The following is a 15989-nucleotide window of genomic DNA, read 5'->3' on the forward strand; positions in this document are numbered from 1 at the left end:
ATATTATGAATACGAAAAGATATTGCCTGGCCTTGGACCTCGTAGATGATGCCAAGTCGATAGAAAAGTACAAATGGCATCACGCAGCCGAAAATCAATGGCCCGAAATCAACGCTTCTATTCGAAAGGCGGGAGTAGAGGAAATGGATATTTATTTGTTTGGCAATCGCCTGTTTATGATTATGGAAGTGAATGAAACCTTCTCTTTCGAAAGAATGGAGGAGATTAATAAAAACCCCAAATCCGTAGAATGGGAAGACCTCATGTGGGGCTTCCAACAGCCCGTACCAGGGGCCAAGCCTGGAGAGAAATGGGTGCTGATGGAACAAATATATCAATTGCCAAAATGAAATACTTGAGTAAAAATGAGGTAATCCAACCGGCTTGGTTGGATTACCCCGAAAAAGTGATGTTCTTCGGAACAGGAGTGCTCCTAAGAGGCCTGCCCCTATATTTTATAGATAAAGCCAATAAACAAGCAGTATTCCAGGGTAGGGTAGTGGTCGTAAAGTCTACTGCCCATGGCGACATTAGCCGATACGAACGGCAAGATAATTGCTTTACGACCGTAGTACGCGGTATTGAAGCCGGTGCCGCTGTAGAGGAGAATATCGTGAATTGTGCCATATCAAGGGTGTTTACCGCCGCTTCCGATTGGGATAGAATTGTGGCGATAGGCTCCAGCCCTGACCTTACCTTAGTAGTGTCCAATACCACCGAAGTCGGGATTGCCTACCAGCCTGAGCGTATAGGGACAGATAGCCCTGAGTCCTTTCCCGCTAAGCTGCTGGCCATTCTTTTGGCACGTTATAAGGCCTTTGAGGGGGACAACGACAAGGGGTTGGTGATAGTGCCTACCGAGCTCATTTCGGAAAATGGACAAAAATTAAGGACCATATTGAACCAATTAGCAGCATATAACGAGCTGGATGAGGCTTTTATAGCTTGGCTTAACGACGCAAACTTCTTCTGTAATTCCTTGGTGGATCGCATCGTTCCAGGGGAAATTAAAGGTGCCTTTAAGGAGGAGTTGGAGCGTCAATTTGGCTACGTGGATGACCTGATGATTATGGCGGAGCCGTATAGGCTATGGGCTATTGAAGGAGACCATACAGTAAAGGAAAAACTTTCCTTTTGCCAGGTCGATTCTGGGGTGAAGGTGGTACCCTCTATTGCCGAGTTTAAAGAACTAAAACTTCGCTTGCTCAATGCCCCTCATACCTTTTGTTGCTCTATAGCCCATCTCCGTGGTTTTGAGACGGTAAAGGAGGCCATGAAAAATGCCAACTTCGTGGACTTTATGTCGACTTTGATGACCGAAGAGATTAGCCAGTGCTTGCCCGATGCTATTCCTGCCGAGACGATTACGACCTTTGCAGCTACAGTTCTGGACCGTTTTCGCAACGAAAGTCTGGAGCATAAGTGGTTGTCGATTAGCATGAATTACACCACCAAAGTCAGGATGCGATGCGTAGGCCTATTGGAGGCCTGGTATGCGAAGCACCAAAGCGTACCACAACATATGGCCTATGCTTTTGCAGCTTATTTAAGGTTTATGAAAGTGGTGAAGCAGGAAGGAGAGGTCTATTATGGTGCGGTTAATGGGGCATTTTACCCTATAAACGATACCGAGGCAGCCTATTTTGCTACCATCTGGGCCGATAATGAGTTGACGACCACCGAAAGGGTAGATACCATCCTCAAAAATGAATCGTTATGGGGTGTAGATCTTTTAGCTTTACCAGGTTTTGCTGAAACGGTATCTCAAAATCTTCAGGAGATCATCGAACAGCCGGCCTTGATTGGCTAGGCAAGTATATTCGGATTATTGGTCTTAATCAATAAAAAAGAATCGGGGAAGTTGATAACATGATCAACTTCCCCGATTCTTTTTTGCTTTATGTCTATTTAAGGCCTTACCTCTTTTTCTACCAAATAGAAGTCATCGAAGTAGTAGGTTCCTAGTTCAGGTAAATGGATGTACAAGTAGCGTCCATTAGGGTCTCCTTCGTATTTTACCTCCCTGGTTACCGTTTCCCATTGGCCGGTTTTGATGGTCGCCACACTAGTCCAAAACTGTTGCCAGTTGGGCAATATCCAGGTGTTTAGCGACTTGGCAGGGCTTGTTGGGTCTATCCATACCTTGTAGCTATAGATATAGGTAGTTCCATTTTTTAGACTAAACGGTGCCTTATCGCTGGTAAAGCCACCCACGCCATTGGTTAGTTCTACCTTGAGGCTATAATTGCCCGAAGCGGCTTTGGTGGTCGTAAACTCGTAGGCCGCAGTATTGGTGCTATAGGGCACCCAGCCGGTTCCTCCTGCTTCAAAGCCGTAGGTGGCAGCAGGCAACAGGTTGACGTCGTGCATGACAACTGGCTGCTTGCTGAAGCTCGTTACCGCTCTTTGATCGGCCGATAGTAAGCCACTGCCCTCCAGCAAGCTCACGGTGATGACGTCGGGACGGTAAATGCGTTCACCTAGTTTCACATCAAGCATGGTAGCATCGGCCGTATTGGGAGCTACCGAGCTCACCTTCGCTTTTTTGCCATTAACAAGTACTTCGAAAAAGTCAGTCTTGCCGGTAAAAGGGGCGAACTCTCCATTAAATGGAATCTGAATAGTTTCGTTTTCCAACTCCTTGATCGTTCCCGTCAGTACGAATGGTTGGCTAGACTTAACGACCTTTATCGGATTAGGAATTCTGAGGAATTCGAAGTCGGTCGGGAAGTTTAGCGCCGCCCTGCTAGAGGTAAACGAAGCTGAGACAACGCCTAGGGTATTAAATGAAATGGTGGCAACGGAATCGGTGCTGGTTTTGTTGCCTATGGTCCACTTGCGGGTGTCGGGCTTACCGATGGTGGTAAGGTCCACAAAATTGAGCTTGCTACCCGCTTCTACGTAAATCGTATCTTTGGACAAGGGAATAACAACACCCGCCAAAGTCCGTATTTCGATTTGTGGAACGATGGTGTCAAAGACTTCGACATTGAAGGTTTTGTCAATAACCCAATGGTCGCCTTCCCGTACGGAATACATGGTGTCGAGACCAAAAAAGCTAACCGAATCGCGAAAGGTGTTTCTCAAACGGACCGTCTGCATACCGCTTTTCTTAAAGTAAACATGTACCGTAGCGTCAGAGGTCTCTAATCCAGCATCTTTTTTGATAAACTGCTCTAGTAGTGAATCTTTACGCGTGATCACGCCCTCCAAAAAGTAGTTTCCTTCGCTAATTTCCCACTTGTGAGTGAGGGTGTTTTGCGACAAATCGGAAAAGGACATAAAGTCATTAATGTTGGTACGATAGTTCACTTCCCGGAAATTGCTGGTGTACCAGCCTACATCCGAAAAACTTGTCGGCTCCACATATTCCTTAGAGCAGGCCGACATAAATGCCGCCACGGCTATAATTAGTAGTATTTTATATTTTTTCATCGTTCAATTTTTTATCAAGACACAGTTTTCTTTTTACTGGTTTACCGCTGGGTTGGTAATAAGCTCCGAATTGGGCAAGGGCCAGTAGGAATGAGCCGATTCTACAAAATTTTGAGCCGCTTGGGTATAGTCGGTCATTTCTTTATAAGTAGCTTTCTTGCCTTCGGTAAGGACACTGGCCCACCGGGTTACATCTTTACCAGCCACATCCTTGAATGGGAAATGCTCCCCATAGTATACTTTGGTGGCCAAGTCGGCGAAACGTTGCTTGGTGATGCCCCATCTACGCATGTCGATTACTCGGGTAGCATGCCCTTCTAGCGACAACTCTAAGGGCCTTTCGATATACATCAAGTGATCCATTAGTTTGGTGGCGTTGTAGGTAATGCCATCATGAGTGGCAGCAGGGAATTCGCTGCCCGCTGCTAAGCCTATTAGTTTCAAAGCAGAGCGATGCCTAACCTTGTTGATGTACTTAATGGCTTGGGCTACGCCAGCTTCGTCGCTCCCACCTTTGATCAGACATTCGGCGTACATCAAATAGATATCGGCCAGGCGAATGACCCTTACATTCACAGCCGAGCGCTGTGTTGGTTGTATGTCCTTTTCATTCTTAACGATATCCCAGTTAGAGTACTTTCTGAAGTAGGAAGTCTCTCCATTATTGAATGCGGTAGCTTGGGCGGTCGTCAGTTGGTAGTAGGGCGTGTCCAGGTCGTCGGGGAGGGCTATGGAATAAGAGGTTCTTAAGGAGTAGGACCGGAGCCTTCTGGTGCCGGTAGTGGCATCAATCACATAGTTACGCTCATCGTTCAAGTCCATCTCTTCTTTCTTATAAGCCATAATGAGCCAGCAGCTGGGGTATACCGACCGATATCCTCCAACAGGGCTAACCATAAAGTTTAGGTTGCTGGACACCTGCTCCTCGGCACCTGGGTTAATTTCCGACTTAAATGCCAGGGTATAGCTGATTTCTAGAATAGACTCCCGGTTAAATTCATTTTTGGAAGTGAAATTGTCTCCGATACTAGGGGCCAAAGCATAGCCATAGTTTGGGTTTTCTATCACATCTTTGAAATAGTCCGCTGCCTTAGCATAGTCGTTTTCATAAAGGTAGCTTTGACCTAAAACCGCTGCAGCCGCTCCAGCCGTTACACGACCTAAGTCCTTATTGGCCGTCCATTTGTAGGGAAGGTTAGCAAGCGCATATTCCAAATCCTGACGGAAAAACTCCTTCACCTTTTGAGCCGGCTGTATGGGCTGATAAAACTCACTTTCGTCCTGAGGCACAAAATCGTAGATAGGGACATTGCCTTCGTTAAACGAACTATGTAGGTAGGAGTAAAACAATCCCCTAAAGAAATGAGCTTGCGCTTTGATAATAGTAGCACGCTCTATAGATGCGGCATCGCTATAGGTAGGTAGCAGGCCGTCTACGGCAGCTATTACCTGGTTAGCCCTGAAAATCCCTTTGTTGAGGGCATCCCATTTGTTGTTGGGTGTGTTGGAGCCATTATTGAAATTCTGTAAATAATACTCATTGGCAGTGTTAGGGCGGCCCCAGCCTGGGTACGTCATGTCGCTGCGGTTATTCTCATCTCCTATAGCCAACACATTATTGTTTTTAAATGCATTGTATACGGTGATCAGACCAGCATCGGCATCGTCCAGGTTCTTCCAGAAACTATCCGTCGACATTTCATTGGGATTCACTTCTTCCAGAAATCCCTGGCATCCCACTTGCCCTAGGGTAAGTACTCCTATGGCTATATATTTTATGATCGATTTTTTCATTGTATAAAGTCGTTTATTCTTAGAAGTCTAATTGAAAGCCTACACGGTACTGGGAGCTAACGGGGTAGCTGCCGCGGTCAATACCCCGCGATTGCAGTCCATCTCCCCCTACTTCAGGGTCGAAGCCGGTGTATTTGGTAAGCGTCAAAGGGTTCTGAGAGGCCACATATACCCGCAGACTATTGAGTCCTATGCCCTTCAATGCCTTTTTGGGGAGGGTATAACCAAGGCTAACATTCCGTAACCTCACATAGGTGCCGTCTTCAATCCAGTAATCGGACCAGCCGCGCGCGTTGATATGGCTTCCTCCACGATATACGGGGATATTAGATTCTAAGTTTTGAGAAGAATATTGGTAAATCAGGTCTCTATGGGTACCATAGTTATACGCCTGAAGTTTACTTCCATTGATGATCTCCGAACCAAAGGCTCCAAACCACTGCATAGAAAGGTCGAAGTTTTTGTAGCTGGCGTTTAAGTTGAGTCCTATTTCGAAGTCTGGAGTTCCGCTACCAGCGAATACCCGGTCGTTTTCATTCAAAATATTGTCGCCAGCATCGGGGATGCCATCCCCATTGGTATCTACGGTAAGAGCATCTACATATTTTAGGTCACCAATTTTGGCTGTCGGTACCAACGATTTATAGGCATCCAGTTCCTCTTCGGTCCTGATGATACCATCGGTAGGCATTACCAAAAATGCCCCGGCGATTAGCCCTTCTTTGATCACCGTAACCCGGTCCTTATTGTCTACCGTTCCACCCGTCAGATAATTGACCTTGTTGGATCCGGCCATTTTGGTGATTGTATTTACGTTTTTAGAAAAGGTAGCGTTCGTCGACCAAGAGAATTTACCACTGTGGCGGTATCCGGCCGCTAGCTCTATCCCTTTGTTGTTCATGTCGCCCACGTTCAAAATTACTGTGGAGCCCGCTCCCGCACCGGTAGACGGTGGTACCAAAAGGGGGAAAAGCATGTCCTTTTTGTTGGTATTGTACAAATCGGCCGTAAAAGTCAATTTGTTATTCAAGAAGGCCATGTCTATCCCTATATTGCTCTGCACGGTAGTCTCCCATTTAACATTTTTGTTAGCAAAGCTAGTTTGAATGGCCCCAAGCCCTAATACCTCATTGCCATCGGTCCCGAAGGCATAGTCTTTGGAAAGGGTAATGGTGGCGGCATTGCTATAGTCTAAGAAATTTTGGTTCCCGGTAGTTCCTTGGCTAGCACGAATCCTTAAGTTATTGATGGTATTGGATAAGGGCTTAAAAAACTCTTCGTCCGACACGTTCCAGCCGGCAGATATGGAAGGGAAAACACCCCAACGATATTTTTCTGAAAAGCGAGACGACCCATCCCGACGAGCGCTCACGCTAAGCATGTATTTGCCTTTATAGCTATATTGAACCCTTCCCAGCATCCCAATCAATGAATTGGTGCGGTCTTGGTTCCATCCCGTGCCCGATCCTGCATTAGGGTCGAGGGTTCCTCCGTTAATCACCGTGATGTCGTTGCTAGCAAGGTCAAATTTTTCGGCGAAGAAAGAGCTGTAGTTGTAGGTCTCCATGGTTAGTCCTGCGAATGCCGAAAGGCTATGTGATCCGAAGGATTTGTTGAAGTTTAAGGTATTCTCAAATACCATGCTAGAGCCTTTGTCGCTGGTATTCCTTACGCCGGAACGTACCTGCTCGGGTTGTCTTACACCTAGGTTGTCGTAGGTAACGAATAGGGGGTTAATGCGCACCCGGGTGTTAAAAGTATTGGAACCTCCAAACCGACTCATGAATTTCAAGCTATTGGTGATCTTATATTCTGCTTGAATATTACCATTGAACTGACCTCCTTTACGGCGATCTTTTTGCTTGATACGTGCCGTTAAAAAGCCAAGGTTCACCGCCTCGTTACTTCCATTGTTTCCGGCATCTTGAATGGTGCTCACGTTAGGGTCAATAACCTGCTGATAGGGCTTGTAGCGATACACCTCGGCGAGCATCCCCCATGGTTCGTACTGTTGGTCTTCGGTACGAATACCCAAGCTCGTCCTAATGGTCCATTTGTTTTTGGTATAGTTGGTGTTGGCTCTCACATTGAATCGGTTGTACCCCGAATTGATGATCATCCCTTCTTGCCCAAAATAGTTGGCGTTGATGCTGTATGAAAGATCATTCTTGCCACCCGAAACATTCAGACTATAGTTTTGAATGGAGGCATTGTCGTTCTGAAGCACATCGCTCAGATCGGTGTTATTGGTAAATCCATAACGATTCGACTCCAAGGAGGTCCATGTGTTACCATAGTCAGTGCCATTCAGGTTTTTCTTGAGCAGGAACTCCACATACATTTGTTCTTCGAAGTTGGTAAGTGGCACTCCCGAAGTGATGCTTTGAACGCCGTAATATCCATCCAGACTCACCTTCATAGATCCGGCCTTGCCCTGCTTGGTGGTGATCAGGATCACCCCACCGGCACCACGGGTCCCGTATATCGACGCCGATGCGGCATCCTTCAGAACGTCGATGGTCTCGATCTCCGAAATACTTAACTTCGGATCACCACTATAAGGAATACCGTCTACTACATAAAGTGGTTCGTTGACGCCCGTCACGGAACTGATACCCCTTATCTGAATATTGGAACTGGCCCCAGGAGAACCCGAGCTGGCCTGAACCGACACCCCGGCGATCTGCCCCTGAAGGGCGGTTCCTAAGTCGGCTGTCGATGATTTGGATAGCACTTCATTGTCTACCTGAACCACCGCACCGGTCACTTCTTTCTTTTTCTGGGTACCATACCCCACCGTAATCACCTCCTGAAGCTCTATGGCATCCTCCTTCAGGATTACATCGATCTTGGACTTCCCATCGATGGCGATGCCGGTAGTCAGATAACCTACAAAGGAGATCATCAGTGTTCCTTTTGCCGGGGCTTTAATCTTGTATTGACCTTGGGCGTCGGTGGTCGTACCGTTTTGAGTTCCCTTTACGATTACTGTCGCTCCAGGGATTGTCTCACCGTCTTCGCCGGTTACTTTGCCACTAATGTCGATTCCCTGAGCATAGCTGCTGGCCAAGGAAAGTAACATCAGAAAAGTACCAGCTACTAGCAGTTGGTGGGTTTTTGTAATTGTCTTGGTCATATGAACATCGGTTTATTGTACTTCATGAATTGATTAGTTGATTGAATCCTTTAGTTATTATTTTGTTCACCAAAAATGAATGGTTAATTCGGGCACTGCTGAAATTAGATCATGGTAAAAAGACTGTTTATTGTTTAAAATTTACAATTCCGTTCCGGGAAGATTAATGGGCCCGGCATAAAATGACGCAATTGTACATACTTGTTTTACTGGTACTTTTCGATTGGGTAGGGGGTAGTTGTTGGTTATGTCCAAGATCTTCCTCTTTGGATACATATATCAACTTTACAAAAGTGGTGCTTAAATCTTCGCCTAACTTTCACTCGATTGGCAAAAGATAATATTAACTTGGCATTGGTATGTATATAAGGTTATAATGTTGGATTATATGTATATCTATTGGCTTATATGTATAGAATTTATCCTAAATCGAATCAATTGGTTTATCATTGAGGAGCTAATGGTGACTTCCTTTTTGGTTCTATTAAAAATCCGTTAAAATTAGGATTAGAGACTTGCCTAGCGTATAGTACTGTAAATCAATAATTTGAATTTTTGTCAAAAAATGAGGTTAACCTAATTTTAATGAGGAGTGCTTGCAAAGCGGGATAAACGAGGGGGTTGAATGCGGATTATTAATAAGATAATACAATGTGTCTATCCGGGTACTTGTGGTAGAGATAACAAAAAGGCCCCAAGACGGACCATCGGTCAGCCTTGGGGCTTGGTGTTCTGAGTAGGCCATTGCGTTTAGGGTAAGTCAATAGGGGAGTACCCTATACGTAATGGCCAGGGTTTTACTTTATATTTAACTTAATAAGGTTCTCTTTTAGCCTCATGAGTGCTTTTACATACATGTCGGGCAATAATCCCTCCTGATTAGGGGGTACATTCAGCAGGAAGTTGGCCCCCCTCGACCGGTTGATCAGGTACATGCCGAGGAGCTCTTCGTCGGACTTGGGCAAATCGCCTTCAACAAAGAACCATTCGTTTCCGATAGGCAGGTTCATCTCCCCGGGTAAATAGTATTTTTTACCATCCACGGTCTTCCAGGGTTCATATTTAGATTTCTTGGACATAAAGGACCCGTCGGGCAGCTGTCGTTCCATTTCTAGTAAATCGGTAGGCCAGGTGCTTTGCTGCTTCATAGTGGTACCATCTCCATGGCCGTTGTTGAAGGTGATAACTGCTTCGGGTTGCCATTTTACTATTTGGGCATAAAGCTTGTCACGATAATCTCTAGGTAAAAAGCTAGGAATATCGATCCATACTTCCCCTATAGCTCCATATTGGGTACAAAGTTCTTCTAGTTGATTCCACTGAAATTTCCTGTATTCTTCGGTGGTAAAAGCGGTGCCGAAACCTGTATGTGCCGGGGGTGTTTTACTGCCAAATAGATTTTTGTTGTCCCATGAGCAATAATATAGCCCAGGCATAAGTCCATATTTCCGACATTGCTTCACGAATTCACCGACGATGTCAACCTTTACGCTGCTGTTCATTACATGGTAGTCGTTATACTTGGTAGGCCAGAGGCAGAAGCCACTTACATGCTTGGTAGTCAGTACTGCGTATTTCATTCCGGCCTCCGCCGCGGTTCTTATCCACTGTTCTACGTCGAGTTTGGTGGGGTTAAAGGCCGTTGCTGGAAGGGCTCCAGGCGACATTTCGATGCCATCGTAAGTGCTCATCCCGAAATGTATAAATATGCCATAGCCGAGCGCCTCCCATTTTTGGATCTGTGCTTTGGTCAAGCGTTGGGCTCCATCCTCTATTTTTAGAGCAGCGTTTTTAGGAGACGCGTTGTCGGACGGTTGGGCCAAAAGTGGCATAGTGGCCAATAACAAAATAATACAAGTTAATTTAAATGGACGCATGGAGTGATGCATATGATGGTGAAAATTTGGATATAGCATTTAGGTTTGTTTCTTGCAATAGGGTTAAACGCGAGTCAGCTTAACGGGTGGGGTGAAATGGGCCTTCCATTGACAGATATAAAGGTTATGGTCTTCGTCTACACATACATCATGGCCATGCTGGAAGGTGGCCGCTTGGTCCTGTTGGCTAGGGAGTAATCGGCCATTTTGATAATGTGGAGCCGTGCCGCCTGGGCTACTCACCACCTTATCCTTGTCGTCGAGAATGGTTACGAACCCCGAATCCCCATAATCGGTTTTGCCCGAGGCGTCTTTACTCCAGCATACTCCCGCATAAAGGGTGTTTTCTTTTAAAACCGCCCGGCATACATGCATGCCAGGGAGGTCAATTCTATGAAGGAACTTGCCTTCCATGCTAAACACCTTGAAGCAATTTTCGGCCCTTGAGGTACATATAAGTCGGGGACTGTTGGGGTTGCGCAAATCGACGGCAACCCCATGGGCATTATGCAGATTATGCTCCTTATTGGCATTATGATGCCCCCCAAAATGGCGTATATATTGCCCGAATTGGTCGTATTGGATAATATAATCGCTTCCATATCCGTCGGCCACATAGATGTCTCCATTGGGTGCTAGGGCAGTTTCTGTGGGCATAAAGGGCTCGTCGTCCTTATAGATTCCAATGGTTCGGGGATGTCCTAAGGTGAAACGTAGCCTTCCATCGACGGTGGTCTTTACCACCTGTCCCTGTTGCTTTTCCCACTGTCCGGTACGGTTCTGAAACCAACCACAATCTGTTATTAGCAGAAAGTCGGAGCCATCCTGTTCTATTCCTAGGGAAAGCCCATGGCCCCCTGGGTAGGCATGCCCCCAGGAGTCGAGCAGCTTCCCCGACTTGTCGAAAATCAGAATGTTATTTTGGGTATGGTCGCCAAGCATTACGAGCCTTCCCTGGCTGTCTTGGATCATTTCATGGCAATTCAGCAGGGGGTTGTTCTGCGGACTGATTTTGCCCCAATTTTTGTCGACCTTATACTTAAAGTCTCCATGTCCTATAATCGTTTCATCGGGAGCAAGGTTTTTGTGAATGTAGAATGGCTGAGGTGCCGCTATCGCTAAGCCAGCCATTGCACTGGCATTTTTGAGAAATTTGCGTCGGGGATTCATAGGTGCTTCTATAAGATTGAAGGGGACTAATGGATGCTAAAAATTATCGCCAAAATTAAATATCAATAAATTGTTAAAATTATTCATTTAAGGTAGATTTGTATACATACCCTACTTTGTTATTTCCTTTACGAGGACCTTGATTCCCTATAGCTCCTTATTTGCCAACCGTTTATGCATCATTTAATCGCTCTGAACCGTTTCCAATTACTGAATACTGCCGAGGTAATGCTGGATAAAACTTGGGATTATACCAACGTTTTGAGCCCCTTTTACAGACTATATTATATAGAAGGCGGGGGAGGGATGGTCAGTTTTGCTGGGGCCGAATTGTCTCTAAAACCGGGTCACCTTTATCTAATCCCTGATTTCCAATTGTCCAATTATCAATGCACGCATTCATGTCATCAGTTCTATGTTCATTTTGAGGAACAAATGGAACAAGGTGTTTCTATAAAAACGATATATAACCTACAATATGAGATAGAAGCCACCGACCTCGATATTGCCCTCATTAAAAGGTTATTGTTGATCAACCCCAACAGCAAACTTCCATTCGAAAGGCCTACCAGTCTTTCCAAGGTTCAGTTAGGGCCTAAGGAAGATTATCATATGAGGGTAATGGAAACGCAAGGTATCTTATTTCAACTCGTTTCTCGCTTCTTATCGGCTTCGTTGCTTTCGGCAGCCCCAGCCAATGGCAATTACTTTCGTATATCCAAAACCCTTCAATATATTCATGCGCACCTCAGTGAGGACTTGAGTGTAGGCCCTTTGGCCTCTCAGGCCAACCTGAATCCCGATTATTTTAGTAGAATATTTCAAGAGCTCATTGGCCAACGGCCTATCTCCTATGTCCATCAATTGCGGGTTCAGAAGGCCCAATACCACCTGCTTTTTTCAGATGCTACCCAAGATGAAGTGGCCGATTTGGTAGGGTTTTCTAACCGTCCTTATTTCGCCAAAATCTTTAAAAGATATACGGGTAAGTCGGTAGGCCAATACCGCGACCAAGCAAGCCAGGTCTAGAGGCCACAACTTATCCCTCTATATTCGTTTTGATAGACCTATTTATGCGTATATAAATATCGGTTACAAGTTCTTTTTGAAATGAATACTCCTTCTCCCTTGAGCCTTATATAGAAGTCTATTAGCCCTAAGGCCTGCTACTATTTATTCCCTTGCTATCTTTTATTTATTGCAATAAAAGAAGATAAAATAATATGATAATGGGGTAATATCTACTTACTCAAATTGATTTTTATTGTAGAAATTTGTCATATTATTATATAATCCTATGATTTGTACCCCGTTTTTTACTTTGTTTTTGTTCAGATTAGAATAAAAACCAATACTTGGCGTACCTAAAATTTATAATTGTATTAACCCTGATAGATTCATTAATATACTATTAATCAATGTGTTATAATAGTATTTTTTAGTTGTTCAGTTTATGTCTAGTTGCAATTGTATAATAAAATCACCATAAAATTTAATATTCGTTCGCTGACTTTAATATCGATGGGGTAGATCGGGTTTCTGTTCGTTTTTTTATTTAATCTTAAAATGATCGTTTATGCTTGAAATGTCTATAAAACTCGGAAAGTATCTGGGTGTTTTATTTTTACTACTGTGCTTCGGGACGGCCTTTGGGCAAGCCCAAGTAACAGGTAAAGTGTATGACGCCTCAGACGATACTGGCATACCAGGAGCCAATGTACTGGTAAAGGGTACCACCACGGGTACCTCTACAGATGTAGATGGTAATTTTACATTAAATCTCACTCAAAACGATGCAATATTGGTGATCTCCTTTACGGGCTACACCACCCAAGAAATACCCGTTAAAAAAGGGAGTAAAGTAGAGGTACGCCTAGAGGCTTCGTCCAAGTTGCTGAGTGAAATAGTAGTGGTAGGCTACGGAACTCGAAAGAAAAGCGATGTTACAGGATCCGTAGCTCAAGTAGGTACCAAAGATTTTAAAGATCAGCCCGTCACGAGGGTAGAGGAGGCGCTGCAGGGCAGGGCTTCCGGGGTGATGGTCTCCCGTAGTTCGGGTAATCCGGGTGGTGCCATTAAGGTTCGGGTACGCGGAGTGAACTCAATTACCGGAAATAACGACCCGCTAGTGGTGGTGGATGGGGTGATTGGACTAGCGCTTAACTCCATTAATCCGAATGATATTGAAAGTATGGAAGTTTTAAAGGATGCTTCTGCAACGGCTATATATGGATCCAGAGGTTCTAATGGGGTTATCTTGGTTTCTACAAAAAAAGGAAGTTCTAAGCCCAGGCTTGATGTTGATGTATTTACGGGCTTTTCATATGTTCCCAAGTTTATCGATGTGCTAGGCGCTTACGATTTTGCCCGAATTGAAAATAGTAGGAGGATCAATAACGGGGGGAACGCCGTATTTACTGATCAAGAGCTTGCCGGTTTTCAGGCCAATGGGGGAGTCGACTACCAGAGAGAACTTTTTCAGACGGGTCGTACCAATAACGTGCAGCTGTCGACGAGTGGAAGGAGTGGGAAAATCAACTATTTTGTCTCAGGTAATTATATGAAACAAGATGGTATCGTGATGACCACCCGCTACAGTCGCTTGTCGGGGAGGGTGAATGTATCGAGCGATATTACCGACAAATTGCGTGTGGGAGTTAACTTGTTTGCCACTCGCGAAAACAACCATAACAATCTGGACGATCAGCGGGAATACCAAGGTAGTATGATATTGCGGGCACTAACCTGGGATCCTACCACGCCTATACGCAACGATCAAGGGGTGTTTAATAATTACTCGCTACGTTCCTTGGCGCATTTGGGTTATAACCCCATTGCCGACATGAGTACCAGGGACCTCAACCTGATCACCGACCGGTTTAATGCCAATATCAACGTGAATTATAGGTTCAACGACCACTTCTCCTATACGGCTGTTGGGGGGCTTGGCTCTTCCAATTCTACTAACAGTAAGTACCTCACTACACCACCATTCCCTGCAGCCTTCTTTAATAATGGTCAAACTTCCTTATTACAGATGAGTAATATTATGGCTTACGAGCAGGTTTTTGGTAAGCACAATTTAAAGGTCACTGGGGTTTATGAGTTTCAACAGAATACCTATAGTGGTAATGGATATTCTGCAACCAATTATCTCGTGCCTAGCGGTTTCTATTTGGCCGAATTGGCCGCAGGTAAAAACCTATCCAACGATTACAATAAGAATGGCATAGAGTCCTTGATGGGACGGGCAGAGTATATTTTTAACGATCGCTTGTTTTTGACAGGTACGGTACGACGCGATAAGTCGTCTCGATTCCGTAAGGACAAAAACGTCGGGATTTTCCCTTCAGTGGCCCTGGCTTATAACCTGAGTTCGCTTCCTATGCTAGCGGCCGTGGAATCAATCACCAATCTTAAGCTTCGCGCTGGCTGGGGTCAGGTAGGGAATCAGAACATCGCGCCTTATTCTACTTATCCTAGTGTGAATATTAATGGGGGGTATCCTTTTGACGGCAAGTCCTTAACACCAGGATCACGTCCCGATGGTTACGGCAATGCGGACCTTACCTGGGAAACCACTACTCAATATAACCTTGGGGTCGACTTAGGACTGTTCCAAAATCGGATCAATGTATCGGTAGATGCCTACCAGAAAAAAACAACCGATCTGTTGTTAAATGTACCGGTTCCGGCTTTTGCTGGTGGGGGTGCCGTACTCAGAAATGTGGGGGAAGTTGAAAACAAAGGAATAGATCTGTCCTTGTCTGGTGCCGTCATTAACAAACAGAATTTTCGCTGGGATGCCACAATGACCATGTCTAAAATTGCCAATAAAGTGGTAAAGTTGGATGGACGTTCTGAAATTCAAGGGAGTTTTCTCAATATAGATGGTAGTGGCCGGGCGCTAAACGTCATTCAGGTCGGTCAACCACTAGGTCAGTTTTATGGGGAAACATTTCTGGGTACCTGGAAAACCGCGGAAGCCGATGAGGCCCTTAAGGTGGGAGCCAAGCCAGGAGATTCTAAATACTTGACAGACGAAAATGGTGTCACGGTGTTGCAGGCGATTGGCAACGGTATGCCCAAGTTCAGTTGGGGCTTTAACAATACCATCGCCTATAAAAACTGGGATTTAAATATGTTTATCAATGGAATGAGCAATTTTCAGATCCTTAACGTAACACAAGGCCTTGTGGTGGGGGCTACTGGTAATCAAAGAGGATTTTTGTCGCCTACTCAGCTTAACCAATGGACACCGACCAATGAAACGGATATACCGGTGGGAGGACAAAACAGAACGGCTTCTTCACGTTATGTTGAAAATGGGGCCTTTGCTAGGTTGAACAACGTTTCTTTGTCTTATACTTTCAAAAAAATCAAGGGTATTGAGTCGCTCAAAGTATATGCCAGTGGGCAAAACCTCGTTCTGATTACCGGATTTTCGGGCTATGACCCCGAAGGTAGCGATCGTAACTACGACGGTGGCAATGACGATACGGCGGCAGGTGTCAATGTGGGAGCCTATCCCAACCCCCGCACCGTGACTTTCGGTATTAAAATTGGACTTTGATCGT

9 protein-coding genes are annotated in these 15989 nt (G+C 45.1%); 4 read left to right on the forward strand and 5 right to left on the reverse strand.

What is annotated here, in order from left to right:
• Positions 1-5 precede the first annotated feature (5 nt).
• Both CLV98_RS12125 and CLV98_RS12130 read left to right on the forward strand, forming a co-directional pair.
• On the forward strand, positions 6-350 hold the full coding sequence (locus tag CLV98_RS12125) for an L-rhamnose mutarotase (RefSeq protein WP_109674588.1): 345 nt from the start codon (positions 6-8) through the stop codon (positions 348-350).
• Positions 347-1810 carry a tagaturonate reductase gene (locus tag CLV98_RS12130; RefSeq protein WP_109674589.1) on the forward strand — a complete coding sequence of 488 codons (1464 nt, stop codon included), beginning with the start codon at positions 347-349 and terminating at the stop codon, positions 1808-1810. The genes CLV98_RS12125 and CLV98_RS12130 overlap by 4 nt, the downstream gene beginning before the upstream one ends.
• Positions 1811-1908: 98 nt before the next feature.
• Here the strand turns inward: CLV98_RS12130 and CLV98_RS12135 are convergent, their stop codons facing one another.
• The 5 genes from CLV98_RS12135 to CLV98_RS12155 form a co-directional block, all read right to left on the reverse strand.
• Entirely contained in the window at positions 1909-3435 is a 1527-nt protein-coding gene (locus CLV98_RS12135) for a carbohydrate binding domain-containing protein (RefSeq protein WP_109674590.1), read from the reverse strand.
• 33 nt (positions 3436-3468) lie between these two features.
• Positions 3469-5229: a RagB/SusD family nutrient uptake outer membrane protein gene (locus CLV98_RS12140; RefSeq protein ID WP_109674591.1), complete on the reverse strand. Its 1761-nt coding sequence runs from the start codon at positions 5227-5229 to the stop codon at positions 3469-3471.
• Between the two features lie 19 nt (positions 5230-5248).
• Positions 5249-8365, reverse strand: coding sequence for a SusC/RagA family TonB-linked outer membrane protein (locus tag CLV98_RS12145; RefSeq protein WP_229203341.1), 3117 nt, complete (start codon positions 8363-8365; stop codon positions 5249-5251).
• A 797-nt stretch (positions 8366-9162) separates the two neighbouring features.
• The gene (locus CLV98_RS12150; RefSeq protein WP_158281244.1) at positions 9163-10242 is read right to left on the reverse strand and encodes an alpha-L-fucosidase; all 1080 of its coding nucleotides are present in this window, start codon (positions 10240-10242) and stop codon (positions 9163-9165) included.
• 63 nt (positions 10243-10305) lie between these two features.
• Positions 10306-11412 (reverse strand): NHL repeat-containing protein, encoded by a 1107-nt coding sequence (locus tag CLV98_RS12155; RefSeq protein ID WP_109674593.1) that lies wholly within the window; start codon positions 11410-11412, stop codon positions 10306-10308.
• 174 nt (positions 11413-11586) lie between these two features.
• Between CLV98_RS12155 and CLV98_RS12160 the strand changes: the two genes are divergently transcribed.
• A complete protein-coding gene (locus CLV98_RS12160) occupies positions 11587-12441 on the forward strand; it encodes an AraC family transcriptional regulator (protein ID WP_109674594.1) in 855 nt (284 codons plus the stop codon).
• 547 nt (positions 12442-12988) lie between these two features.
• The gene (locus CLV98_RS12165) at positions 12989-15985 is read left to right on the forward strand and encodes a SusC/RagA family TonB-linked outer membrane protein (protein ID WP_109674595.1); all 2997 of its coding nucleotides are present in this window, start codon (positions 12989-12991) and stop codon (positions 15983-15985) included.
• The last annotated feature ends 4 nt before the right edge of the window (positions 15986-15989 follow it).

The sequence above is a fragment of the Dyadobacter jejuensis genome, assembly GCF_003149085.1.
In the GTDB taxonomy this organism is placed as follows: domain Bacteria; phylum Bacteroidota; class Bacteroidia; order Cytophagales; family Spirosomataceae; genus Dyadobacter; species Dyadobacter jejuensis.

Bases quoted from the DNA above. Each gene is read 5' to 3' on its own strand.
- CLV98_RS12125 (WP_109674588.1), top strand. From the start codon at position 6: ATGAATACGAAAAGATATTGCCTGGCCTTGGACCTCGTAGATGATGCC.
- CLV98_RS12130 (WP_109674589.1), top strand. From the start codon at position 347: ATGAAATACTTGAGTAAAAATGAGGTAATCCAACCGGCTTGGTTGGAT.
- CLV98_RS12135 (WP_109674590.1), bottom strand. From the start codon at position 3,435: ATGAAAAAATATAAAATACTACTAATTATAGCCGTGGCGGCATTTATG.
- CLV98_RS12140 (WP_109674591.1), bottom strand. From the start codon at position 5,229: ATGAAAAAATCGATCATAAAATATATAGCCATAGGAGTACTTACCCTA.
- CLV98_RS12145 (WP_229203341.1), bottom strand. From the start codon at position 8,365: ATGACCAAGACAATTACAAAAACCCACCAACTGCTAGTAGCTGGTACT.
- CLV98_RS12150 (WP_158281244.1), bottom strand. From the start codon at position 10,242: ATGCGTCCATTTAAATTAACTTGTATTATTTTGTTATTGGCCACTATG.
- CLV98_RS12155 (WP_109674593.1), bottom strand. From the start codon at position 11,412: ATGAATCCCCGACGCAAATTTCTCAAAAATGCCAGTGCAATGGCTGGC.
- CLV98_RS12160 (WP_109674594.1), top strand. From the start codon at position 11,587: ATGCATCATTTAATCGCTCTGAACCGTTTCCAATTACTGAATACTGCC.
- CLV98_RS12165 (WP_109674595.1), top strand. From the start codon at position 12,989: ATGCTTGAAATGTCTATAAAACTCGGAAAGTATCTGGGTGTTTTATTT.